We start from the raw sequence: 24,881 nt of genomic DNA on the forward strand, positions 1-24,881 counted from the left end.
CCTGTCATCAACTGGACACCCCGTTTACGGTACGGTAGTGTGCCTTAACGGGAACACATAAAGACTGGGGAATTTCGTTGGTATGGCGTCAGCAGCCGATTTGTTGCGTATTGAGAATCTGGACGTCGCCTTCTCCGTTTTCGGCGACCGGCTGCGTGTCGTAAAGGAAGCCAATCTCCGCATTCTGCCAGGCAAAGTGACTGCCTTGGTTGGCGAAAGCGGCTCCGGCAAATCTGTTATCAGCCAGGCGATCATGGGCATCCTGCCGGCACCCGCTCACCCGAGCGGCCGCATCCTGTTTACCGACCCACTGGATGGCAAGGCGACGGATATAATCTCCCTGTCGCGTGACAGCGCCGAAATGCGCGACCTGCGCGGCCGCCGCATGGCGACCATCTTTCAGGAGCCGATGACGTCACTCTCGCCGCTCCACACGGTCGGCAATCAGATCAGCGAGGTTTTGCTGATCCACACGGACGCCGACAAGAAGGAAGCGCGCGAGCGAACCGAGGAAATGCTCGGCCTCGTCGGCTTTTCCAATCCGAAACGCACCTACGACATGTATCCGTTCGAGCTTTCAGGCGGCATGCGCCAGCGCGCCATGATCGCCATGGCGCTGATCTGCAAGCCGGCGCTGCTGATCGCCGACGAGCCGACCACGGCGCTCGACGTGACGATCCAGGCCCAGATCCTCGAACTCTTGCGCGATCTGCAGGCCAAGCTCGGCATGGCCATGCTGCTCATCACGCACGATCTCGGGGTCGTCGCCAATATGGCCGATGAAGTGGTGGTGATCTATCACGGCGAGATCATGGAAGCCGGCCCGGTCGAGGCAATCTTCCGCAATCCCCAGCATGCCTATCTCAAGGCTCTGATGGCCGCTGTTCCGCATTTCGATATGAAGCCCGGCGAGCGGCTGAAAGCCCTGCGGGAGGTTCCGGTCAATCTGGAATCGCTGATCGGCAAGAAGAAGCCGGTCGAAAAGGAAGCGCCCGGCATGCTCCTTTCCGTCGCCAACCTTTGCAAGACCTTCAAAACGCGCAAGCGTAGCTTCTTCGGCGGCCAGGAAGCCACCATCGTGCACGCTGTCGACGATGTCAGTTTCGATATCCGCCGCGGCGAATGTCTGGGGCTCGTCGGCGAATCCGGCTGCGGGAAAACCACCGTCAGCAAGATTCTGATGCGCGCGATCACACCTGATAGCGGTGCGGTCGTCTTCAACGACGGCAAGGATGTCATCGATGTCCTCTCCGTCAAGGGTTCGGAACTGCAGGATTTGCGCACCAAGATCCAGATGGTGTTTCAGGACCCGGTTTCTTCGCTTTCACCGCGCATGACGGTGCGCAATATCCTCAGCGAGCCGCTCGAAATCCATGATCGCGGCGACAGTGCCGACCGCAAGGCCAAGGTCGAGGCGCTGATGGGCGCGATCGGTCTCGACCGGCGCTATCTCAACCGCTATCCGCACAGCTTCTCCGGCGGCCAGCGTCAACGTATCGGCATCGCCCGGGCGCTTGCGCTCGGCCCCAAGCTCGTCATTCTTGACGAACCAGTCTCGGCTCTCGATGTCTCGGTGCAGGCTCAGATCCTCAATCTGCTGAAGGATCTGCAGAAAGAACTGGGGCTCACCTATCTCTTCATCTCGCACAATCTTGCCGTCGTCGACTACATGGCTGATCGCATCGCCGTCATGTGCAAGGGCCGTATCGTCGAGATCGCGCCGCGTGAGATCATCCTGCGCAATCCGGTTCACCCCTATACGAAGTCATTGCTTGCCGCCGTTCCCTTCCCGGATCTCGACCGGCCGCTCGACTTCAAGGCACTGCAGGAAAATGGCGCGGCCGACAAGCAAAATTGGGGCCGTGTCTTCAGGGCAGACCATGACGATGCCTCCGAACTCGCCTATGCCGATCTCGGCGGCGGCCATCTGGTGCGTGCCCGCAAGGGCGCCGATGCGAAGGAGCTGGTCTGATGGTGACGCGCCGTGTCTTTCTCGGCGGCCTGGTCGGCTCGACCATCGCCCCTTCGGTGCTCGTGGCTCAGCAGATCGCCGAGCCCGAATTTTTGAAGGCGAAGCTCGCCGACGGCAGCCTGCCGCCGATGGCCGAGCGCATTCCTGCGCAGCCGCGCATCATCAACCTCAAGGAGATGGGCCGCGTACCCGGCACCTATGGCGGTAGCGTGCGTACCATCATCGGCGGCGTGCGCGACATCCGCTACATGACCGTCTACGGCTATTCGCGGCTGGTCGGCTACGACACGAAGCTGCTATTCCAGCCCGATATCCTGCGTGACTTCACCTCGGAGAATGATACGGTCTTCACCTTTCGTCTGCGCGAGGGACACAAGTGGTCGGACGGTCATCCCTTCACGGCCGAAGCCTTCCGCTACTGGTGGGAAGACGTCATCCTCAACAAGGACCTCACGCCTGGCGGCGGCGCGCTTGAGCTGCGTCCCCACGGCTCCCTGCCGCGCTTCGAAGTGCTCGACGAACTGACAGTGCGCTACAGCTGGGACAAGCCCAACCCGGTCTTCCTGTCATCGCTCGCCGGACCTCTGCCGCTCGTTATCTACGGCCCCGGCCACTATTTGAAACAATTCCACAAGGGTTTTCAGGACAAGGCCAAGCTGGAAGAGCTGATGAAAAAGAGCCGCGCCAAGAAATGGGCCGACCTGCACATCAAGATGGCGCTCGCTTCACGGCCGAACAATCCCGACCTGCCGACGCTCGATCCCTGGCAGAACCGCACGGCTCCGCCGGCCGATCAGTTCATCTTCGAGCGCAACCCCTTCTTCCACCGCGTCGACGAAAACGGCGTGCAACTTCCCTATCTCGACCGCTTCATCCTCAACGTCTCGTCTTCCTCCATCATCGCCGCCAAGGCGGGTGCTGGCGAATCCGATCTGCAGGCGACTGGTATCGACTTCAACGACTACACCTTCCTGAAAGAGGCGGAAAAACGCTTCCCGGTGAAAGTCGATCTCTGGAAGATGGCACGCGGCTCGCGCGTGACGCTCTTGCCGAACCTCAACGTCGCCGACGAAACCTGGCGCGTACTCTTCCGCAACGTGCACTTTCGCCGGGCCTTGTCGCTGGCAATCGATCGGCATGAGATCAACATGGTCGCCTTTTACGGTCTCGGCAAAGCGAGTGCCGATACGGTGTTGCCCGAAAGTCCGCTCTTCAGGCAGGAATATGCCGATGCCTATGTGAATTTCGACCCCGACACGGCCAATAAGCTGCTTGACGAACTCGGCCTCGACAAGCGCGACAGCGACGGCATCAGGTTGCTTCCGGACGGTCGCCGCGCCGAAATCACCGTCGAGACTGCCGGTGAAAGCAATCTCGACACGGACGTTCTGGAACTCGTGCACGATCACTGGGCCAATGTCGGCCTGGCGCTCTTTACCCGCACTTCGCAGCGCGACGTCTTTCGCAATCGCGCCATGAGCGGTTCGATCATGATGTCGATCTGGTACGGGCTGGATAACGGAGTGCCGACAGCCGACATGTCTCCTTATGGACTAGCCCCCACGCTTGACGACCAGCTTCAATGGCCGCTTTGGGGCATGTACTATCTTTCGGCCGGCCAGGAGGGCGAGGCGCCCGATCTGCCGGAGGCGGCCGAGCTCGTGGATCTTCTCAACCAATGGGGCGCCAGCGCCAAGATGGAAGAGCGTGAGGTCATCTGGCACAAGATGCTGGCCCTCTATACCCAGCAGGTCTTTTCGATCGGCCTCATCAACAGCACGCTGCAGCCGATCCTCAGGTCCGCCAAGTTGCGGAATATGCCGGAGCATGCGCTCTACGGCTTCGATCCGACCTCGTTCCTCGGCGTCTACATGCCGGATACGTTCTGGTTCAAGGAGGCCTGAGCGATGATCCGCTATATCCTCTGGCGCATTGCCGCCATGGTGCCGACCCTGCTCGTAATATCGGCTCTGGTCTTCGTCATCATCGAACTGCCGCCCGGCGACTTCTTCGAAAGTCAGATCGCCGAACTGCGCGCCCAGGGCGAGACCGCAAACCTGCAGGAAATCGAAGAACTGCGCCATCAATACGGCTTCGACCAGCCGGAGATTGTGCGCTACTTCTACTGGGTCGGCGGCATGCTGCACGGCGATTTCGGCTATTCCTTCGAATATCAGCTGCCGGTTTCCGACGTGGTGGGCGACCGCCTGTGGCTGACGATCCTCGTCTCTTTCTCCACCATCCTTCTCACCTGGCTGATCGCCTTTCCGATCGGCATCTATTCGGCGACCCATCAATATAGTTGGAGCGATTACGGATTGACCTTTCTCGGCCTGCTCGGAATCGCCATCCCCAACTTCATGCTGGCGCTGATCCTCATGTATTTCGCCAATGTCTGGTTCGGGCTCTCGATCGGCCATCTGATGGACCAGCAATATCTCAATCAGCCGATGAGTTGGGAAAAAGCCAGATCGATCCTCGCCCATCTCTGGATTCCGGTCATCATCGTCGGGACGGCGGGGACAGCCGGCATGATCCGCCGCTTGCGCGCCAACCTGCTCGACGAGATGCAGAAGCAATATGTAACGACGGCGCGCGCCAAGGGCCTCCATCCGGTAAGGGCGTTGGTCAAATATCCGCTGCGCATGGCGCTCAACTTCTTCGTCGCCGATATCGGCTCCATCCTGCCGTCGATCATTTCGGGTGCCGAGATCGTCGCCATCGTCTTGTCGCTGGAAACGACGGGACCAATGCTGATCAAGGCGCTGCAGAGCCAGGACATGTACCTCGCCGGCTCATTCCTGATGTTCCTCGCGTTCCTGAACGTGATTGGCGTCCTGATTTCCGATGTCGCGCTCGGCTTCCTCGATCCACGCATCCGTCTGCAAGGCAGGAGCACCAAATAATGTCGCCCCTACCCGCTCCCGGTGCGCCGCTGCCGCATTATGTTTCGACCGCCCCGTTCGATCCGATCGCAACGGAGACGATGACCTCGGCCCAGTCGCGTATCCATCTCGCCTCGCAAAAGCAGCTCATGTGGTGGAAGTTCAAACGCCACAAGCTGGCGCTTGCATCCGGAATTTTCCTTGCCGCCATCTACCTTATGATCCTGATCGTCGAGTTCCTGGCGCCGTATGGGCTTCATACCCGCAACGTCGATTTCATCCACTCGCCGCCGCAGCGCGTCCATCTTTTCGACAGCGAAGGCAATTTTGTCGGCCCCTTCGTCTATGGCCGGCAGATGACGCTCGATATCGACACCCTGCATCGGCTCTACAGCGACAAGAAGAACGACATCCAGCCGATCCGCTTCTTCTGCCGCGGCGATGACTACAAGTTCTGGGGGCTTGTCTCTTTCGACTATCATCTGATTTGCCCGGCGATCGGCGGACAGATGTTCCTGCTCGGCACTGACCGGCTCGGCCGCGATGTGCTTTCACGCATTCTCTACGGCGCCCGTATCTCGCTGACCATCGGGCTGATCGGCATTGCCATCAGTTTCGTGCTCGGCATCGTCATCGGCGGCCTCGCCGGTTACTGGGGCGGTATCTTCGATCTCATCGTGCAGCGCCTGATCGAAGTGCTGCAATCACTGCCCTCGCTGCCGCTCTGGATGGCGCTTGCCGCCATCATGCCGGTAACGTGGAGCCCGATAGTCATTTATTTCGGCATCACCGTCATTCTCGGCATCATCGACTGGACGGGGCTTGCCCGCGCCGTGCGCTCCAAGCTTCTGGCATTGCGGGAAGAAGATTATGTCCAGGCAGCCCAGCTCATGGGTGCCAGCACGCCCCGTGTCATCGGCCGGCATCTGGTGCCGGGCTTCATGTCGCATCTCATCGCATCCGCGACCATTTCCATCCCCGGGATGATCCTCGGTGAGACGGCGCTCTCCTTCCTCGGCCTCGGCCTGCGGCCGCCGATCACCAGTTGGGGCATCCTGCTGACGGAGGCCAAGAGCGTGAGCGTCATCGCCTTCTACCCGTGGCTGCTGTTTCCGATCGTTCCGGTAGTGCTGGTAATTTTGGCGTTCAATTTTCTGGGAGACGGCTTGCGCGATGCGGCAGATCCCTACAAATAGCGTCGAGTTCGGCGGTGTGCTTCGCCTCCGCCGGATCGTGGCCTCCGACTTCCGGGGGTGGTAGAAGTATGTCGTCCACCTCAGAGGGCACACCTATGGCCAGACGTCTCGAAGATGCACGCATCCTCATGTACAGCCACGACACATTCGGCCTTGGCCACTTGCGCCGTTGCCGCACGATCGCTCATGCCCTCGTCGAGGATTATCGCGGCCTGAACATCCTGATCATCTCGGGCGCGACGATTGCCGGCGCCTTTGACTACCGCGCCCGAGTCGACTTCGTGAAAATCCCGAGCGTCATCAAGCTTCGCAACGGTGAATATACCTCACTCGCCAGCCATATCGACCTTCAGGATACGCTGAAGATGCGCGAAGCGAGCATTCGCCACACCGCCGAAACCTTCCAGCCCGATATTTTCATCGTCGACAAGGAGCCGATGGGCCTGAAGGGTGAGATTGAGGAAACGCTTGCCTATCTGAAGGCGCGCGGCACCACTCTGGTACTTGGTTTGCGCGAGATCATGGACGCACCGCATCTGCTCGAAGCCGAGTGGAAGAGAAATAGCGTCATGCAGAAGATCGATCAGTATTACGATAGCATTTGGGTCTATGGGCCGCCGGATTTCTACGATCCGCTTGTTGGCCTCGACGTGCCGCCCAGTGTCCGTCGCAAGATGGATTTCGTCGGCTTTCTGCAGCGCAGCGTTTCCAAGGGCAAGAACTCGGTGAACGCTCGCAAGGACGACTACATCCTGGTCACGACGGGAGGCGGCGGCGACGGCTCGGATCTCGTTCACGATGTCATGAACGCTTACGAGGCCGACGAGACCCTGAGACAGAAGGCGCTCGTCGTGCTCGGACCCTATATGCCGGCGGCCGAACGCGCAAAGCTCGTCAGGAAAGGCGAGAAAATCCCCTATATCGAAGTGATCGAGTTCGACAACCATATGGAAGAGCTGATCGACGGCGCCACCGCCGTCGTCGCCATGGGCGGCTACAACACCTATTGCGAGATCCTCTCCTTCGACAAGCCGGCGTTGATCGTGCCCCGCGTCGCCCCCCGCGAAGAGCAGCTTTTGCGCGCCCGCCGCGCCAGTGAGCTTGGCCTCATCGACATGCTGCCGCCCGAGCAATCAGCCGACCCAGCCATCATGGCTGAAACGCTCAAGCAGCTGCCGTCACGGCTGCCGCCGTCGAAAAGCGGCAGCAATATGCATCTTGAAGGACTGAACCAGATTTCCCGCACCGTTGGCCGATGGCTGGACAGCCGCGGACGCCATCTTTCGCTTGTCGGCGCAGAATAAAGAGCCGTCCTTTGCCGCCACGCCGCAAGATCCTCGTCGTGCTGAAAGGCTATCCCCGCCTTTCAGAAACCTTCATCGCTCAGGAATTGCTCGGTCTCGAAAAGGCCGGCTTCGACCTGACGCTGATTTCCATGCGCCGGCCAACCGACAAGAAGCGTCATCCCGTGCATGACGAGATCAAGGCGCGCGTCGTCTATCTGCCGGAATATCTGCACGAAGAGCCGATCCGCGTGTTGAAGGGCCTTTTCGCCGGCTTTTCCAAACCAGGTTTCGGCGCGGTGATGAAACGTTTCTTTGCTGATCTGCCGCGCGATATCTCCCGTAACCGCTTCCGCCGGCTCGGCCAGGCGCTGGTGCTGGCACGCGAATGGCCCGACAAGGGCGAATGGCTGCATGCCCATTTCATCCACACACCCGCCTCGGTGACGGAGTATGCGAGCATCCTGACCGGCACGCCATGGACATGTTCCGCCCATGCCAAGGATATCTGGACATCGCCCGACTGGGATATCAGCCAAAAGCTCAAAAACGCCCGTTGGGCAGTGACCTGCACGCGAGCCGGCTATGAGCATATGAAAACGCTTACGGACCGTAAGGATGCCGTGCATCTGAGCTACCACGGCCTCGACCTCGCCCGCTTCGGCCATTTCGCAGGCGAGCACTCCAACCGCAATGGCAGCAACCCCGCCGACCCGGCCTTCATCCTCAGCGTCGGCCGCGCCGTGGAAAAGAAGGGCTATGATATACTGCTGCGTGCCCTTGCCTTGCTGCCGAAAGAACTGAATTGGCGCATGGATCATATCGGGGGCGGCGAGGCGCTTCCGACACTGAAGAAGATCGCCGCTGAACTCGGCCTTGCCGAGCGCATCAACTGGAAAGGCGCACTAGCACAGGAAGACGTGCTCGACCATTATCGCCGCGCCGATCTCTTCGCGCTTGCCTGCCGCATCGCCGCCAATGGCGACCGCGACGGATTGCCGAATGTGTTGGTCGAAGCCTCCAGTCAGCGGCTCGCCTGCCTCTCCACCAATGTCTCAGGCGTGCCGGAACTGCTGAGCGATGGCGAGAACGGCCTGGTCGTGCCGGCGGAAGATCCGGCAGCCCTTGCAAAAGCACTCGAAAGGGCGATCCGCGATCCCGATCTGCGCAAGAGGCTGGGCGACGCTGCCGAGGAGCGCGTGCGCAGCCATTTCGATTATCACTCCAGTATCCGACAGTTGAGCTCGCTGTTCGAGGCAGAATGGCAGAAAGCGTCATGACAGCTCCCCGCATCTTCTTTTATGTCCAGCATCTGCTCGGCATCGGCCATATTGCGCGTGCGAGCCGTATCGCCAATGCGCTGGTGAAGGACGGTTTGGAGGTGACGGTCGTCACTGGCGGACTGCCCGTACCGGGCTTTCCGGGCGAGGGTGTCAGAACAGTCGAATTGCCGCCGGTCGTCGCCAGCAATGTCGGCTTTTCCGGCCTGGCCGATGCAGATGGACAGGCGGCGGGCGAGGAATTTCTTTCCGGGCGGCGCGACCTGCTTCTGCAAGCCTTCGAGGAAACGAAGCCAGATGTCGTCATCATCGAGGCCTTTCCCTTCGGCCGCAGGCAGATGCGCTTCGAACTGCTGCCGCTGCTCGATGCGGTCGAAAGGGCCAGTCCGCGGCCGAAGCTTTTGAGTTCCGTACGCGACATCCTGCAGGAAAATCGCAAACCCGGCCGCGACGAGGAAACTGTCAAACTCATCAAAGACCATTTCGACGCCGTACTCGTCCACGGCGACCCGGACTTCGTACGTCTGGAGGATACCTTTCCCCTAACCGCAGCGATCGCCGACCGGCTGCGCTATACCGGTCTCGTTGCTCCGCCGTCCGCGCCGGAACCGGCCGAGACGTTCGACATCATCGCGTCGGCAGGCGGCGGCGCCGTCGGGCTGGAACTGATCCGCGCCGCACGCGGTGCGGCAGCATTGCTGCCTGCCGATATCAGCTGGCTGCTGATTACCGGCCCCAATCTTCCCGCGGCCGATTTTTCCGCATTGTCGGAAGATGCGCCTGCCAATGTAAGGATGGTGCGCTTTCGCAAGGATTTCCCCTCGCTCCTGGGCGGCGCTAAAGTCTCGATCTCGCAGGCCGGCTATAACACGGTGGGTGATCTCCTGCGCACACAATGCCGCCCGATCCTCATCCCTTTCGTGGCCGCCGGTGAGACGGAACAGACGGTGCGCGCCGAACGGCTGCAGGCGCTTGGCGTTGCCGAAATCCTGCCGGAGGAGGGGCTGACGCTCGACGATCTCAAGGCTGCTGTCGAACGGGCACTTGCAGCACCATTGCGTCCTGCCACGTCCCTCGATCTCGACGGGGCTGCCAAAAGTGCAAGCATCATTCGTTCAATGATCGGTTGAAACCCTCGCCTATTCCAAAATTCCTGTGATATAAGAAAAATTCCGGCGAGAATCGGCGTTTCGACATCAGTCCGCTCCGCCTTGTTTTCGTTGCGATATCGGCGGTCTGACTGCATGGTCCTGTACTCGAAGATTCCCTCTTCCTCAGCATCAGGGTCGCTGTCCGGACTTTTCCAACAGTCTGACGGTTAGCCATGGAAAAAAGCCTCGCGCGCTACATTTGGAAGAACACGCGATTGCAGCAGCTCTGGATTCTGCTGGTCGTCGCAGCTTCCATGGTGCCCTATTTCCTGTCCTTCGACCTGCCGAAGCAGATCGTCAACGGACCTATTCAGGGTGACGGCTTCGAAGGACCGGGCGCAAGACAGACCTTCATGCACATCGCTTACGATATACCGCTCATCGGTCATGTCGAATTCTTCAAGGGCCTGGAGCTCAACCGCCTTCAGATGCTGATGGCGCTGAGCCTCGTCTTCCTGGCGCTGGTGGTGCTGAACGGCCTCTTCAAGTTCTATATCAATACGTATAAGGGCCGGCTCGGCGAGCGTATGCTGCGCCGCATCCGCTTCGAGCTCATCGATCGCGTGCTGCGCTTCCCGCCCGCCCATTTCAAGCGGGTGAAGTCGGCCGAAATCGCCACCATGATCAAGGACGAGGTGGAGCCGATGGGCGGCTTTACCGGGGACGCATTCGTCTCGCCCGCCCTTCTCGGCGGCCAGGCGATAACCGCGCTTGCCTTCATCATCATCCAGAATTTCTGGCTCGGCATGATCGCGGCTGCCATCGTCGGCGTGCAGGCGGTCGTCATCCCCCGCATGCGCAAGCGCCTGCTGGAACTCGGGCGTCAGCGCCAGCTGACCGCACGTGAACTCTCGGGCCGCGTCGGCGAGATCGTCGACGGTATCGGCACGATCCACGGCAACGACACCTCCAACTTCGAACGCGCCGATATCGCAACCCGCCTCGGCCGTATCTTCTCGATCCGCTACGACCTTTACCAGTGGAAATTCCTGGTCAAATTCATCAACAACTTCCTCGCCCAGGTCACGCCCTTCCTCTTCTACGCGATCGGCGGTTACCTGGCGCTGCAGGGCCGGCTCGACATCGGTCAGCTCGTCGCCGTCATTTCCGCCTATAAGGACCTGCCCGGCCCGCTGAAGGAATTGATCGACTGGGACCAGATGCGCCAGGACGTGCAAGTCAAGTATGCGCAGGTCTACGAGCAGTTCAATGTCGAACCGCTGATCGATAGCCGCATCCAGGAGCTCGCCACAGCGCCGGTCGCACCGCTGACGAGCGCCCTCGTCGTCACCAATCTCTCCGTCAGCGACGATAGCGGCGCGCGCCTCGTCGATCATGTCTCGGTCGAGATCAAGCCGAACGAGACGGTTGCGATCGTCGGGCCGAACGGGAGTGGCGCGGAAGCCTTCGCCGAAGCCCTCGGCCGTCTCGTCTGGCCGGATTCCGGCCGCATTACCATCGACGGACAGGATCTGTTGGATCTGCCGGAATCAGTCACTGGCCGGCGCATTTCCTATGCCTCTGCCGAGAGTTATTTCTTCCACGGCACGCTGCGCGACAATCTGGTCTACGGCCTCAAGCATGCGCCGATGAAAGAACCAGAATATGACGGCAAGGCAGCGCAGGAATACAAATGGCACGTTGCGGAATCGCAGAAGGCAGGCAACCCCACGCTCGATCTCAACAGTGATTGGGTGGACTACAACGCTGCCGGCGCCAACGGACCCGAAGATCTTCTGAAGGCGATCCGGCCGGTGCTCGACGCCGTGATGATGTCACAGGACATTCTGGATCTGGCGCTGCGCTCCACCGTCAATACCGAGGTTCACACGGCGCTCGGCAGCCATATCGTGGAACTCAGAACATCGTTGCGCGAACGCCTGACCGCGGAAAATCTCGACGCCATCGTCGTGCCATTCGATTTCGACACCTACAACACGCAGGCGACCGTCGGCGAAAACCTGCTCTTCGGTACGATGAAGCGGCCGCTGATGAACAACCGCCGGCTTGCCGGCCATCCCTATTTCCAGCAGCTCTTCCGTGAAACCGGGCTGAGTACCGACCTCTACACGATGGGGCTGGAAATCGCCGAAAACGCAGTGGAACTCTTCCACGACCTGCCGCCGGACCACCCTTTCTTCCAGCAGCTTACCTTCATGACGGCGGATGACATTCCGACCTATCAGGCACTGCTGCAGAAGCTCCAAGGCAAGCGTTTCGAGGATGCCACACCGGAGGACCGGGCAAGCATCATCCGCTTAAGCTTCGCCTATATCGAACCGCGGCATCGCTTCGGTCTCTTGACCCAGACGCTGACGGACAAGATCGTCAGCGCCCGTAAGCAGTTCCACGAGAACATCCCCAGCGATCTGGCCGAGCTGATCGAGCGTTATGACATCAATCGCTTCACGGCCTCGGCAAGTCTGATGGACAATGTGCTCTTCGGTCGCATCGCCTATCAGCAGGCCGATGCCTCCGACCGCATTCGCATTATCATGGGAGAACTCTTCGATGCGCTCGATCTTTATGACGACGTATTGTCAATCGGGCTGGAATTCGATGTCGGCACCGGCGGCAAGCGCCTGACCGGGGTGCAGCGTCAGAAGCTCAATCTCGCCCGGGCTCTGCTCAAGCGCTCCGACTACTTCATCTTCAACCGGCCGATTCCGGCGCTCGACCAGCGTATCCAGGACCAGATCACTCACAACATCATCGAAGGCCTGCACGAAGAAGGCAAGCGCCCGGCAATCATCTGGGTGCTGTCCAATGCCAAGCTGGCGGAAATCTTCGATCGAATTCTGCTCTTCGAGCGCGGCAATCTTGCTGAGGCGGGCAACTATCCGGAACTTTCCGAGAAAAACGGGATGTTCAAGGAACTGTTATCGTAATATTCTATTGGGGCGGCAGAGACGGCGCCCGCAAGGCGCTTGAGTTGGTTTTTAGCGCATGATCAAGGACCATGCGGCAGGGAGTTGTAACGCTCATGCTGTTGAGAGATGAAGTCGAAATGCTGCGGCGGGTGCCGATCTTCTCGAGGATCGCACCAGCAAAGCTCAAGCTTTTGGCTTTCACCTCCGACCGTATGACATACCGGGCCGGCCAAAACCTGTTTCGTCAGGGCGATGTCGGCGATGCCGCCTATGTGGTACTGTCAGGCACGGCCGATATCCTCGTTGCCTCTCCTGCCGGCGAGATCAAGGTCGCCGATGTCGAAGTCAATTCCATCGTCGGGGAAATCGCCATCCTCTGCGACGTCTCGCGTACCGCGACCGTGCGCGCCACTTCACCGCTTGAAGTCCTGCGCATCAGCAAGGAACACTTCCTCAAGCTTCTGAGCGATTTTCCGGAAATGGCGGTGGAAATCATGCGCGTGCTTGCTGACCGTCTCAACCACACGACCGCCGAACTGACCGCTGCGCGCGCTTCCAAGCAGCCGCAGATGGCGCAGTGAATTTAAAAATAGATTCCGAATGAAAAGGCCCGCCCGGTTTCCCAGGCGCGCCTTTCTTTATGTCTCCTGGACTATTCGCGCTGTTCCAGCGCCCTATTGAAGGCGAGAGCCGCCAGCGTGCAGATCGCTCCCGAGAGCAGGTAGTAGCCGACGAAGGTCAGGCCGAACTGGCTGGACAGGCTGAGCGCCACCAGCGGCGCGAAGCCGGCACCGACCAGCCAGGCAAGATCCGACGTGAATGCGGCTCCCGTATAGCGATAGCCGCGGCCGAAACGCGACGAGATCGAACCTGTCGCTTGGCCGAAGGAGAGGCCAAGCACGCCAAAGCCGATGATGACGAAGGCATCGTGGCCGCTGTTGCCGGCACCGATCAGAAGCGGCCCGACAAAGCTGAAGATCGCGATCAGAATGGCGCAGATCGCCAGTTGCTTCCGCCGGCCGATGCGGTCGGCGATCATGCCCGAGGCTATGATGGCAACGATACCGACCATGGCGCCGATGACCTGTACCACCATGAAGGCGCCGATCGGCTGGTTGCCGTAAAGGCTCATCCAGCCGAGCGGGAAGATGGTAACGAGGTGGAACATAGCAAAGCTTGCGAGCGGCACGAAGGCCCCGATAAGGATATCACGCCCGTGGACGCGCAGCACGTCGAGGATCGGCGCTGCTTCAAGCTCATGCTGCTCCAAGAGCGTGCCGAACTCCTTGGTCATGACAAGCCGAAGGCGGGCAAAGAGAGCAACGACGTTGATCGCGAAGGCGACGAAGAACGGGTAACGCCAGCCCCATGAGAGGAAGTCTTCCGAAGAAAGGTTGGCGACGAAGTAACCGAATAGGATGCTTGCCAGCGCAAAGCCGATGGGCGCGCCAAGCTGCGGGATCATTGCGTACCAGCCGCGATGATTCGGCGGCGCGTTGAGAGCAAGCAGCGACGCAAGGCCATCCCACGCTCCGCCGAGCGCGAAACCTTGGCCAAGCCGGAAGAGGGCCAACAGCGCAATCGCCCAGTAACCGATTTCATCATAGCCCGGCAGGAAGGCAATCGATGCCGTCGAGCCGCCGAGCAGGAAGAGCGCGATGGTGAGTTTGGTGCCACGTCCGTAGAAGCGGTCGATCGTCATGAAGACGACAGAGCCTACGGGACGAGCGAGGAAGGCCAGCGAGAAAATCGCGAAAGAATAGAGCGTGCCCGTCAGCCGGTCCGGCGCGAAAGGAAAGATGAGCTGTGGAAAGACGAGTACGGATGCGAGGCCGTAAACGAAGAAATCAAAAAACTCGGACATGCGACCGATCACCACGCCGATGGCGATGCTGCCGGGCGAAACCGGCTTGTCATCGTGAATGCGCCGCGCATCCCGCTCCAGCGATGATGATGATGGTCCTAAATGTGTGGCAGCAGCCATATGAAACGCCTCCCTCGTTTAAGGTGCCCTTTGCAAAGCACCTCAAGCTGATCTTGTTCCATATTTGCAGCTTATCAAGTCCCGATGACGCAAATAGTTGGCGCCGAATTCAAAAATCGATGCGATGGAAAAATCGCGTGATACCTGCGTCAACTTATTCCAGAGTTTTATTGGGCAAGGCCTTGCTTTTCGGCTATATACGTGGCGGCGCCGGAAAATTTCCTTCTGACTTTTATCAGGATTTGTGGGCGCCGTGGAAGCTGACTTCTCCCGCGGTGCAAAATGCATGTTGCACTGCGACCAAAGACCTCATATCGCTCATCGTGCCAGTGCTTTAGTCGGCAATCGAACGAAACAAAAAGAGCTTAGAGACGTGCCAAAACTGCAGAAGTTTTCCCGCCTTCTATTAATCTTGCCGCTGTTTTTTTTGGCAGGATGCAACATGGTGGTCATGTCGCCTTCGGGCGACATCGCAACCCAACAGCGCGACCTCATCGTCGTCTCGACGGTCCTGATGCTTTTGATCATCATTCCGGTGATCTTCCTCACGCTGCTTTTCGCCTGGCGCTACCGGCGCTCCAATACGGCCGCGACCTATGCACCGGAATGGCATCATTCGACCCGCCTCGAAATCGTGATCTGGTCGGCGCCGCTGGCCATCATCATCGCGCTCGGCGCGGTCACCTGGATTTCCACGCATAAGCTCGATCCCTACCGTCCACTTGACCGCATCGATGCGGACCGTGCCATTCCGGCCGATACCAAGCCGTTGACCGTCGAGGTCGTGGCACTCGACTGGAAGTGGCTATTCTTCTATCCCGACCTCGGCATCGCGACCGTCAACGAGCTCGCAGCACCGGTCGATGTGCCGATCAATTTCAAGATCACCTCCTCTTCCGTGATGAACTCCTTCTACATCCCCGCCCTTGCCGGCCAGATTTACGCTATGCCGGGTATGGAGACGAAGCTGCACGCCGTCATCAATAAGGAAGGCGAATATGATGGCTTCTCCGCAAATTACAGCGGCGAAGGCTTCTCACATATGCGCTTCAAGTTCCACGGCCTGAACCAGCAAGGCTTCGACGCTTGGGTGGCGCAAGTCAAGCAGCAGGGCACGATGCTGAACCGCGACGCTTACCTGAAACTCGAAAAGCCGAGCGAGAAGGAACCGGTGCGCTACTATGCCGGCGCCGATGCCGAGCTCTACGACGCGATCCTCAACATGTGCGCCACGCCCGGCAAGATGTGCATGAACGAGATGATGCACATCGACATGATGGGCGGCGGCGGTAAGGAAAGCGAAGAAAATCGCGAAAGGCTGACCTACGACAATCGCCATGCGGACGAAGGCATCGTTGCGCCTGCGGCGACCGTGCCCGCAACGGGCGCACCCGCACGCAGCGAGCCGGCCGAAAGCACCGATGGCAACAGCATGCAGAACATGCCCGGAATGGACATGCAGCATGACGGCCATTCGATGCCCGGTATGGGCGATGGCAGCGATCCGGCGCCGGCGCAGCTCAACAACAACAATTAACCTGGCGCTTTGCGTCGCAAGACATAATGAACGGGTTGTTCCATGTTTTCCAATCCTGACCTCCTGAAGTTCATCTTCGGCCGGTTGACCCTCGACGCGATCCCGTACCAGGAGCCGATCCTGGTCGTCACCTTCATCGGCGTCGCTATCGGCGCCGTCGCGGTGCTCGGTGCCATTACCTATTTTAAATTCTGGGGTCCGCTCTGGCGCGACTGGATCTGCAGCGTCGATCACAAGAAGATCGGCATCATGTATGTGATCCTGGCCGTCATCATGCTGTTGCGCGGCTTTTCGGATGCGATCCTGATGCGCGTGCAGCAGGCAATTGCCTTCAACGGCAATGAAGGCTACCTGCCGCCGCACCATTACGACCAGATCTTCACGGCGCATGGCGTCATCATGATCTTCTTCGTGGCGATGCCCTTCGTCACGGGTCTCATGAACTTCGTCGTGCCGCTGCAGATCGGCGCGCGCGACGTCTCATTCCCGTTCCTCAACAACTTCTCGTTCTGGATGACGACGGCGGGCGCAATTATCATCATGCTCTCGCTCTTCATTGGCGAATTCGCCCAGACCGGCTGGCTCGCTTATCCGCCGCTGTCGGGTGCCGACTATAGTCCAGGTGTCGGCGTTGATTATTATATCTGGGGCCTGCAGGTCGCCGGTGTCGGCACGACGCTGTCAGGCATCAACCTGATCGCGACCATCGTGAAGATGCGCGCGCCGGGCATGACCTTCATGAAGATGCCGGTCTTTACCTGGACGGCACTCTGCACCAACATCCTGATCGTCGCTTCCTTCCCGATCCTGACTGCAACGCTCGCTCTCCTGTCGCTCGACCGCTATGCCGGCACGAACTTTTTCACGAACGACCTCGGCGGCAATCCGATGATGTACATCAACCTCATCTGGATCTGGGGCCACCCGGAAGTCTACATCCTCGTGCTGCCGGCATTCGGCATCTTCTCGGAAGTGGTCGCGACCTTCTCCGGCAAACGCCTCTTCGGCTACGCCTCGATGGTCTACGCCACCTGCGTGATTATGATCCTCTCCTACCTCGTGTGGCTGCATCACTTCTTCACGATGGGTTCAGGCGCTTCCGTCAACTCCTTCTTCGGCATCACCACGATGATCATCTCGATCCCGACGGGGGCGAAAATGTTCAACTGGCTCTTCACCATGTATCGCGGCCGTATCCGCTACGAGGTGCCGATGCTGTGGACGGTCGGCTTCATGGTGACCTTCGTTATCGGAGGCATGACGGGCGTCATGCTTGCCGTGCCGCCTGCCGACTTCGTGCTGCACAACTCACTCTTCCTGATCGCCCACTTTCATAACGTGATCATTGGCGGCGTTCTCTTCGGCATGTTCGCCGGTGTGAACTACTGGTTCCCGAAGGCCTTTGGCTTCAAGCTCGATCCCTTCTGGGGGAAGATGAGCTTCTGGTTCTGGCAGATCGGCTTCTGGTTCGCCTTCATGCCGCTCTACGTGCTCGGCCTGATGGGCATCACCCGGCGGATGAGCCAGTTCGAAGATCCGTCGCTGCAGATCTGGTTCATCATTGCCGCCTTCGGCGTCGGCCTGATCGCGCTCGGCATCGCGTCCTTCCTGATCCAGATCGTCGTATCCTTCATGAAGCGTGAGGAACTGCGCGACGATAGCGGCGATCCGTGGGATGGCCGCACGCTGGAATGGTCGACCTCCTCGCCGCCGCCGGACTACAATTTCGCCTTCACACCGGTCGTACACGATCACGACAGCTGGTACGACATGAAGAACCGCGGCTACGAGCGTCCGCTCGGTGGCTTCAAGCCGATCCACATGCCGAAGAATACCGGTACCGGCGCGATTCTGTCTGGCATCAGCGTCGCGCTCGCCTTCGGCCTGATCTGGTACATGTGGTGGCTCGTCGTCGTCTCCGCCATCACCCTGCTCGTCGTCGCGATCGGCCATACGTTCAACTACAAGCGTGACTTCTACATTCCTGCGGACGAAGTCACCGAAACGGAAGGCAAGCGCACAAAGTTGCTTGCCGAACAGGTGTAAGAGACCATGAGCGATCATACTGTCGACACGGCCCAAAAGCCTGAATTCTACCTCACGGAAGACCATCATCCGGAGAACAGCACCAATCTCGGCTTCTGGCTCTATCTGATGAGCGACAGCCTGATTTTCTCGGTGCTGTTTGCCACCCATGCCGTGCTCGGCCGCAGTTACGCCGCCGGCCCGTCGCCTGCCGATCTCTTCGATCTGCCCTTGGTCGCCATCAACACCTCGATGCTTTTGCTCTCCTCCATCACTTATGGTTTTGCGATGCTGCAGATGGAGCGAAACGCAAAGGCGGAAACGCTGTTCTGGTTGGCAGTGACCGGCCTGTTCGGCGCGGCCTTCATCGGCCTTGAGCTCTACGAGTTCGTACACCTCATCCACGAGGGCGCCGGTCCGCAGCGCAGCGCTTTCCTGTCGTCTTTCTTTACGCTGGTCGGTACGCACGGTCTGCACGTTACCTCCGGCATCATCTGGCTGATCACGCTGATGGTGCAGGTTTCTATGCATGGCCTGCATGAAGCCAACCGCCGCCGTCTGATGTGCCTTTCCATGTTCTGGCACTTCCTCGACGTCGTCTGGATCGGCGTCTTTTCCTTCGTTTACCTGATGGGAGTTCTCGGATGAGTTCGCAAGCACCCGCACATGAGGATGCCCACGAGGCTCACCACGGCCACAGCCATGGACACCAGGCCGGCCACGGCAGTTTCAAGAGCTACGTGACGGGCTTCATTCTATCCGTCATCCTGACTGCCATCCCCTTCTGGCTCGTCATGGGGGAGGTCTTCGACAATCATGTCGTGACCGCCATCTTGGTGATGGTGCTCGGAGCCGTCCAGATCGTCGTTCATATGATCTTCTTCCTGCACATGAATACGAAGTCGGAAGGCGGCTGGACGATCATGGCACTGATCTTCACGATCATCATCATCGCGATTGCTCTCTCGGGCTCGCTCTGGGTCATGTATCACCTGAACACGAACATGATGCCGATGAGCCCCGAAATGATGAAGAACATGCCATAGCGGCAAAGGAACGGGCGGCGGCAATGCCGCCCGTTGCGGTTATCTATGACCGATATCTCTTCCGGCCAACAGAACAGGCCGCGTTCGGCCGTCACGCTTGCGATCCTTGGCATCGGCCTTCTCGCCCTCGCCGCCGCCTTGATCGCGCTCGGCACCTGGCAGGTCTATCGCCTTTCCTGGAAGCTCGATCTGATCGCCCGCGTCGATGCGCGCGTTCACGCCGAGCCCGTCGCCCCGCCGACTCGCGCCGACTGGGGCAAGGTCAATGGCGCCGATGACGAATACCGGCGAGTGACCGCAACAGGCACCTTCGAAAACGACAAGGAAACGCTGGTCGCCGCATCGACTACGCTCGGCGCCGGGTACTGGGTGATGACACCCCTCAGGCTCGCGGACGGCAGCGCGATCCTCATCAATCGCGGTTTTGTTCCACCTGACCGTCGCAATCCGGCTGCGCGGCCGGATCGCGAGCTCGGCGGACAGGCCAAGGTCACCGGACTGATGCGCATGACGGAGCCGAGGGGCATGCTGCTGCGCTCCAACGATCCGGCTGCCGACCGCTGGTATTCCCGCGATGTCGCAGCCATTGCCGAAAAGCGTGGTATTGCGGACGTTGCCCCCTTCTTCATCGACGCGGACGCGACACCAAATTCCGGCGGCTTGCCCGTCGGAGGGTTGACGGTCCTCGATTTCCTGAACAACCACCTTGTCTATGCGATCACCTGGTATACGCTGGCGCTCATGGTGGCGGGATTGCTGGTCTATATCGCACGGAGCGAAATCAGGGTCCGCAGAGCTTCTCCCTGAGTGATCTATTGCGCGATGCGGCTGATCGCCTCGGCAAGTTGCGCCTGTGAAAAAGGTTTACCGAGGCGCGGTATATCGGTGATGCCTGCGCCCTCGGGAATCTCGGCAAAACCGGTCGCGAGAATGATTGGCATGTCCGGCCACTCGCCTCGTATTGCGAGCGCAAGCTGCGAGCCTGTCATCCGCGGCATGGCGTGATCAGAGATAACGAGATCGACGTTTTCGTGGCGAAGAATGTCGAGCGCGTCGGCGCCGGCCGTCGCCTCGATCACGGTGTGGCCGAGATCCTCCAGCATCAGCGCTGTGTTCATCAGAACCAGCCCGTCATCGTCCACTGCAAGAATGCGCAGCGGTCGTGAGCTATTTGCCGCTGCAGACACGGATTGTCCGGGCTCTTCAACGGCGCTTTTGGCTTCCGTGACCGGAAACCATAGCTCGGCAGCAGTGCCTTCACCCAGCCGGCTGTTCAGTATGAGCCTGCCGCCGGACTGGCCGGCGAGTCCTTGCACCATGGAAAGGCCGAGGCCCGTTCCCTTGCCGACGCCCTTGGTCGTGAAGAACGGAGTTACCGCCCGTTTCAGCGTCTCCTCGTCCATGCCTTCGCCCTCATCGGTAACGGCGACGCGAACATAATGACCGGCCGCCATAGTGCCACCGTCGGGCACGATCTCTTCAGTGGCTTTGATCCTGATAATTCCGCCGCCGGGCATGGCGTCACGGGCATTGACGACGAGATTGAGCACCGCCGTCTCCAGCTGAGTCGGATCGGTAGCGATCGTCGGCAGGCTTTCGGGGAATTCGGTTTCAAGCGAGGCGATCGGGCCGATGGAGCGAGAGACCATCTCCATCATGCCACGCAGGAGCTCAGACACATCGATCCTCTCCACTTGCAGCTCCTGGCGACGGGAAAAGGCGAGCATGCGTTGGGTCAGCGCCGCGCCGCGCTGTGCGCCTTGTATGGCATTGTCGACAAGGGGCGACAAAACAGGATCCTGCGGCATGCGCTTCTTGAGGATTTCGAGGCTGCCCAGCACCGCCATCAGCAGGTTGTTGAAGTCGTGAGCGATCCCGCCGGTCAATTGGCCGATCGCCTCCATCTTCTGCGCCTGGAAAAGTTCTTCGCGGGTCCGCTCCAGCGCGCGCTGCGTCTCCAGCTTCTCGGTGATGTCGCGGGTGATCTTGGCAAAGCCGATGAGCCCGCCGGAATCATCCCTAATCGCATCGATCACGACGCTTGCCCAAAAACGTGACCCGTCCTTTCGCACGCGCCAGCCTTCGCGTTCGAACCGTCCGTCGCGGCTAGCGGTGGTCAGTGCCAGCTGAGGCAACCCGTTAAGGCGATCCTCATCCGTGTAGAATGTGGAAAAGTGCCGGCCGATGATCTCTTCCGAGCGATAACCCTTGATTCGTTCGGCACCGGAATTCCAGCTCGTCACGTTGCCCTCCGGGTCGAGCATGTAGATCGCGTAATCGGAGACACCTTGAACGAGAAGTCGAAACTGCTCTTCGCTGCGCTTCAACGCGTTCTCGGCCGCCCTGCGCTCCGTCAGGTCGCGGATGATCTTGGCAAATCCAAGCAGCTCGCCGGAGGCATGACGGATCGGATCGATGATGACGTGCGCACAAAAACGCGTGCCATCCTTGCGCTGGCACCAACCCTCTCCCTCGAAGCGTCCTTCCGTCGCCGCGATTTTGAGCGCCCGGGCGGGCAGACCGGCCTCCCTGTCGGCATCGAGATAGAACCGGGAGAAATGCTGGCCGAGGATTTCGGAAGCGCGATAACCCTTGAAGCGCTGAGCGCCGGAATTCCAGCTCGCCACGTAACCTTCAGGGCTCAACATGTAGATCGCATAGTCGGTGATCGCATCGACGAGCACTCGGAAACGCCCCTCATCCTCAAGAGAGGTATCATATCTATCCACAGCTTCCATCTGCCCCTCTAAACGAATTACCAGCGCATTATAACGCGGGTTCGCGGGGATGGTTCCAGAGAAGGGCTTCGAATTACCTCAGACGGCTTGGCTGTGCGGATAGAAGCGTTCCGCAATACGTTCTGCCGCCGAATAGGCCTGGGTGACGATCTCCGGCACGAGATCGATGTCCGGCAGGCTGCCGAGGCCGAGCGGACCGACCGCAAAAACCCCGTCGATCGACGAGCCGTCGTCCAGGAACGTTTCGCCGCAGGCATTGACCGCCAGGCCGAGCGCGAGCTCGTCAGGCATGGCGAGACGCGCTGCAAACAAGCTCTGAATCAGAGGAGCAGAAAGATCCGGCGCATGGCAGCGGCAATCGATGATGCGTTCGGCATGAATGACCTCCTCGCTCGAGGAACCGGACGGCGTGAAGAACAGCCCGCTGAGGCCCCGACGCCCGGCGCGGCCGCGCCTGAGCACCGTGCGGCCCTCGGCAAGCTCCCGCTTGAGGCGCAGATGCATGGCCTCCGGCAGACGGTTGCGGTGACTGTCATAGATTGCCCGCAGATGCCTGTTGAATTGGCGCTTCTGACCCGCCGGCAGCGATCGCCAGAGCGAACGGGCGTGCCTGCGAAGGCCGTTCATGACCGACTGCCAGCTTCGCCCGTCCTCTTCCGCTTCACGGCAGGCCTGGCGGATGAAGCTGACGATGTCAGGCAGGCTTTGCGGTAGCGCCTCGGCCGGGAAGACCGGATCGGCGGAGTTCGGCGTATGGCTCTGCGGCAGGAAACCGTGCCGCGAAATGATCGTTATCTGGCCGGTGTAACCGGCATCGCGAAGCTGCAGCAGTTGGTCCACGACGCGAATGCCGCTGCCGAGCAGAACCGTATGCGGCCGGGCGACCAGACGCTGCGCCCTGACCGGTGAAGCCTCCGGCTCTTCGTGGGGTCGAGGCAGGCCATAACCTGTCGCGAGAATCACCGTATCGAAAAGCGGATTGGACGGATTGGCACTTTCAAGCAGGAACCGGCTGCCATGGCTCCTGCGAATTGCCACGACAGGATCATGGCAGACTTGTACGGTGATGTCCCGGCGCGCAGCAAGCGCTTCCGAAAAGCGCTGGTAGACGTAGTCGCTGAAAATTTCCCTCGGCACGAAGATCTGCCGGAAGCCGGGGATTGCCGCCGGAACGGCGGCACGGAATTCAGCATTGCTACAGAGCCAGTCATTGAAATCGTCGGGATCGCCGAGTGAAACGGAGAGATCACGCACACGCGTGTTGAGAATGGTCGAGGACCTTACAGACGCCAACGCCTGTCCGCCATTGACCGTAGAGTTCGGATCGAACAGCTGAAGGTGAAATGGCGTGCGCACGGTGCGCATCAGTGCCACTGCCATCATCATGCCGGAAAAACCGCGACCGACGATCGCAATGCGCGGCACGGCTGAAATCTGGGCCGCCGCATTCGCCTTGCCGGAAAAAAGTCCCTGAACCGTCATCTCAACTCCCTTGCGGCTCATCCGCATGTGTCTCGATCAAGGTTTCAACGCAGGATGTCTGAAGTCATGCGTTGGGCAGGTTCATGCGGCTATTCAAAACGTTCGCCGCCAAATCTGGGTCGGAAAAGGCATCCTCGTCCCCACCCCATAGTCTATCAAACTAGTCGTGTATGAAAGCGCGAAAAGCACAAGGTGGCAAGAAGTTTATTTTACCACCCGCCTAACTCATTGATCCAAAACGGAAAACGCGACTGGCCTATGCGAGGATTTCGACAGTGAAGGAAAAGCGTGCGGTTTCGCCCGATGCAAGCACCTTCGTGTAGGGGCGGCCCTCCAGATCGTCCGGACCGCCGTTTTCGGCGGCCGTCCCATGCCAGGGCTCGACGCAGAGGAAGGGAGCGCCGGGCTTGGTCCAGAGCGCCAGATTGGGCAGGTTCTCAAAGCTGAAATGCATGGACGGACCGCCTTCAGCCTCATAACGCAACCCGGGGCCAGCGCCTTCCGGGAAAATCATCGCATCCTCCTCGAACATAGAATGGTCGAGCACGAGGCTGCCGGATTTGAAGGGTGAAGCAAGTTTCTTCGGCGATATCAGACCGCCTTCGAGCCGGACGAGTGCCGGCTCGGCGCCATTGTCCAGAGAGACTGTATGCGGCCTGTTCGCAGCATCCGGCAGCGGCCAGACGAAAGCCGTATGAAAGCCGAGACCGAAAGGCATCGACCTGATGTCGCGGTTGGTGACTTCGGCGGCAACGGTCAGCGCCTGACCTTCGACGCTATGGATAACGGCCAGCAGGAAATCGAAGGGATAAACCGCCTTCGTGGCCTCTGAAGCGGCGAGCTCGTAACGGCAGCTCGTTTCGGATGAGGATGCCAGCGCAAATTCGCTGCGGCGGGCAAAGCCGTGCTGGGCCATCGACGCGCTGTGACCGCCAACCTTCAGGATGTCATTCGGGGCCTTGCCCACCATCGGGAACAGGATCGGCGAACGGCCGCTCCAGAAGGCCGCGTCACCGTTCCAGATCCAGGAGCGGCCGTCGCTCGATGTCAGCGCCTGCATTTCGGCGCCGAGCGAGGAAACGTCGACGGTGAGAAATTGATTTGCGATCCGGACCGTGGATGACATCGAACGCCTCTTCGTGCTGGTTGGCGAGCGGACCATACATGCCTCGCAGGCGGATTTCCACCGGCGTTGCGCCGCTTCCAAATTTTCGTCTTCCGGCGAAAATTACGCCCACTGCGTGTAGGCCAGGCGCGTCAACGCAACGTCATCGGCCAATGCGAAGGAGGCTCACGTAAAAATAACCGACTGGTGAATTCTTTACTTGAACCCCCTGTTGGAATCGGCAAAAGTGGATGCGCTATCAATCCCTTCATGGATTTGCCGTCTTTCCGGGCCACCTGTGTCCGAGCACACATCTATTGGAAAAAT

The 24,881-nt window shown here is 59.8% G+C and carries 18 protein-coding genes; 14 read left to right on the plus strand and 4 right to left on the minus strand.

Annotated elements, in window-relative coordinates; all coding sequences use genetic code 11:
- Positions 1-82 precede the first annotated feature (82 nt).
- The 9 genes from JNB85_RS01015 to JNB85_RS01055 all read left to right on the plus strand — a co-directional run bounded on the left by JNB85_RS01015 (position 83) and on the right by JNB85_RS01055 (position 13,218).
- The gene (locus JNB85_RS01015; protein ID WP_220332534.1) at positions 83-1,972 is read left to right on the plus strand and encodes an ABC transporter ATP-binding protein; all 1,890 of its coding nucleotides are present in this window, start codon (positions 83-85) and stop codon (positions 1,970-1,972) included.
- Complete coding sequence (locus JNB85_RS01020) at positions 1,972-3,876, plus strand: ABC transporter substrate-binding protein (protein WP_220332535.1); 1,905 nt, start codon at positions 1,972-1,974, stop codon at positions 3,874-3,876. Before JNB85_RS01015 ends, JNB85_RS01020 begins: the two co-directional genes overlap by 1 nt.
- Before the next feature lie 3 nt (positions 3,877-3,879).
- Positions 3,880-4,878, plus strand: coding sequence for an ABC transporter permease (locus JNB85_RS01025; RefSeq protein ID WP_183742611.1), 999 nt, complete (start codon positions 3,880-3,882; stop codon positions 4,876-4,878).
- Complete coding sequence (locus JNB85_RS01030; RefSeq protein WP_220332536.1) at positions 4,878-6,053, plus strand: ABC transporter permease; 1,176 nt, start codon at positions 4,878-4,880, stop codon at positions 6,051-6,053. Before JNB85_RS01025 ends, JNB85_RS01030 begins: the two co-directional genes overlap by 1 nt.
- A gap of 95 nt (positions 6,054-6,148) precedes the next feature.
- Entirely contained in the window at positions 6,149-7,357 is a 1,209-nt protein-coding gene (locus tag JNB85_RS01035; RefSeq protein WP_220332537.1) for a glycosyltransferase family protein, read from the plus strand.
- Positions 7,358-7,368: 11 nt separating this feature from the next.
- A complete protein-coding gene (locus tag JNB85_RS01040; protein WP_220332538.1) occupies positions 7,369-8,616 on the plus strand; it encodes a glycosyltransferase family 4 protein in 1,248 nt (415 codons plus the stop codon).
- Entirely contained in the window at positions 8,613-9,746 is a 1,134-nt protein-coding gene (locus tag JNB85_RS01045; protein ID WP_220332539.1) for a glycosyltransferase family protein, read from the plus strand. The genes JNB85_RS01040 and JNB85_RS01045 overlap by 4 nt, the downstream gene beginning before the upstream one ends.
- A 194-nt stretch (positions 9,747-9,940) precedes the next feature.
- The gene (locus JNB85_RS01050) at positions 9,941-12,655 is read left to right on the plus strand and encodes an ABC transporter transmembrane domain-containing protein (protein WP_220332540.1); all 2,715 of its coding nucleotides are present in this window, start codon (positions 9,941-9,943) and stop codon (positions 12,653-12,655) included.
- A gap of 95 nt (positions 12,656-12,750) precedes the next feature.
- Entirely contained in the window at positions 12,751-13,218 is a 468-nt protein-coding gene (locus JNB85_RS01055) for a cyclic nucleotide-binding domain-containing protein (protein WP_220332541.1), read from the plus strand.
- A 71-nt stretch (positions 13,219-13,289) separates the two neighbouring features.
- Here JNB85_RS01055 and JNB85_RS01060 read toward each other — a convergent pair whose 3' ends face one another.
- Positions 13,290-14,621, minus strand: coding sequence for an MFS transporter (locus JNB85_RS01060; protein WP_220332542.1), 1,332 nt, complete (start codon positions 14,619-14,621; stop codon positions 13,290-13,292).
- 373 nt (positions 14,622-14,994) lie between these two features.
- Between JNB85_RS01060 and cyoA the strand changes: the two genes are divergently transcribed.
- The 5 genes from cyoA to JNB85_RS01085 are packed head-to-tail and all read left to right on the plus strand — an operon-like array spanning position 14,995 to position 20,036.
- On the plus strand, positions 14,995-16,158 hold the full coding sequence (gene cyoA / locus JNB85_RS01065; protein WP_220332543.1) for a ubiquinol oxidase subunit II: 1,164 nt from the start codon (positions 14,995-14,997) through the stop codon (positions 16,156-16,158).
- 42 nt (positions 16,159-16,200) lie between these two features.
- On the plus strand, positions 16,201-18,204 hold the full coding sequence (cyoB, locus tag JNB85_RS01070) for a cytochrome o ubiquinol oxidase subunit I (RefSeq protein WP_220332544.1): 2,004 nt from the start codon (positions 16,201-16,203) through the stop codon (positions 18,202-18,204).
- Between the two features lie 6 nt (positions 18,205-18,210).
- Complete coding sequence (gene cyoC, locus JNB85_RS01075; protein WP_220332545.1) at positions 18,211-18,831, plus strand: cytochrome o ubiquinol oxidase subunit III; 621 nt, start codon at positions 18,211-18,213, stop codon at positions 18,829-18,831.
- A complete protein-coding gene (gene cyoD / locus JNB85_RS01080; protein WP_220332546.1) occupies positions 18,828-19,229 on the plus strand; it encodes a cytochrome o ubiquinol oxidase subunit IV in 402 nt (133 codons plus the stop codon). The genes cyoC and cyoD overlap by 4 nt, the downstream gene beginning before the upstream one ends.
- A gap of 45 nt (positions 19,230-19,274) precedes the next feature.
- On the plus strand, positions 19,275-20,036 hold the full coding sequence (locus JNB85_RS01085; RefSeq protein ID WP_220332547.1) for an SURF1 family protein: 762 nt from the start codon (positions 19,275-19,277) through the stop codon (positions 20,034-20,036).
- Positions 20,037-20,041: 5 nt separating this feature from the next.
- Here JNB85_RS01085 and JNB85_RS01090 read toward each other — a convergent pair whose 3' ends face one another.
- From JNB85_RS01090 to JNB85_RS01100, 3 genes are all read right to left on the minus strand, one after another.
- Positions 20,042-21,967, minus strand: a complete 1,926-nt coding sequence (locus JNB85_RS01090; RefSeq protein ID WP_220332548.1) for a hybrid sensor histidine kinase/response regulator — start codon at positions 21,965-21,967, stop codon at positions 20,042-20,044.
- Positions 21,968-22,045: 78 nt separating this feature from the next.
- Positions 22,046-23,449 carry an FAD/NAD(P)-binding protein gene (locus JNB85_RS01095; RefSeq protein WP_220332549.1) on the minus strand — a complete coding sequence of 468 codons (1,404 nt, stop codon included), beginning with the start codon at positions 23,447-23,449 and terminating at the stop codon, positions 22,046-22,048.
- A gap of 256 nt (positions 23,450-23,705) precedes the next feature.
- On the minus strand, positions 23,706-24,575 hold the full coding sequence (locus tag JNB85_RS01100; RefSeq protein ID WP_220332550.1) for an aldose 1-epimerase family protein: 870 nt from the start codon (positions 24,573-24,575) through the stop codon (positions 23,706-23,708).
- Positions 24,576-24,881 lie beyond the last annotated feature (306 nt).

The organism is Rhizobium mesosinicum (genome assembly GCF_019511345.1).
Classification (GTDB): domain Bacteria; phylum Pseudomonadota; class Alphaproteobacteria; order Rhizobiales; family Rhizobiaceae; genus Rhizobium; species Rhizobium mesosinicum.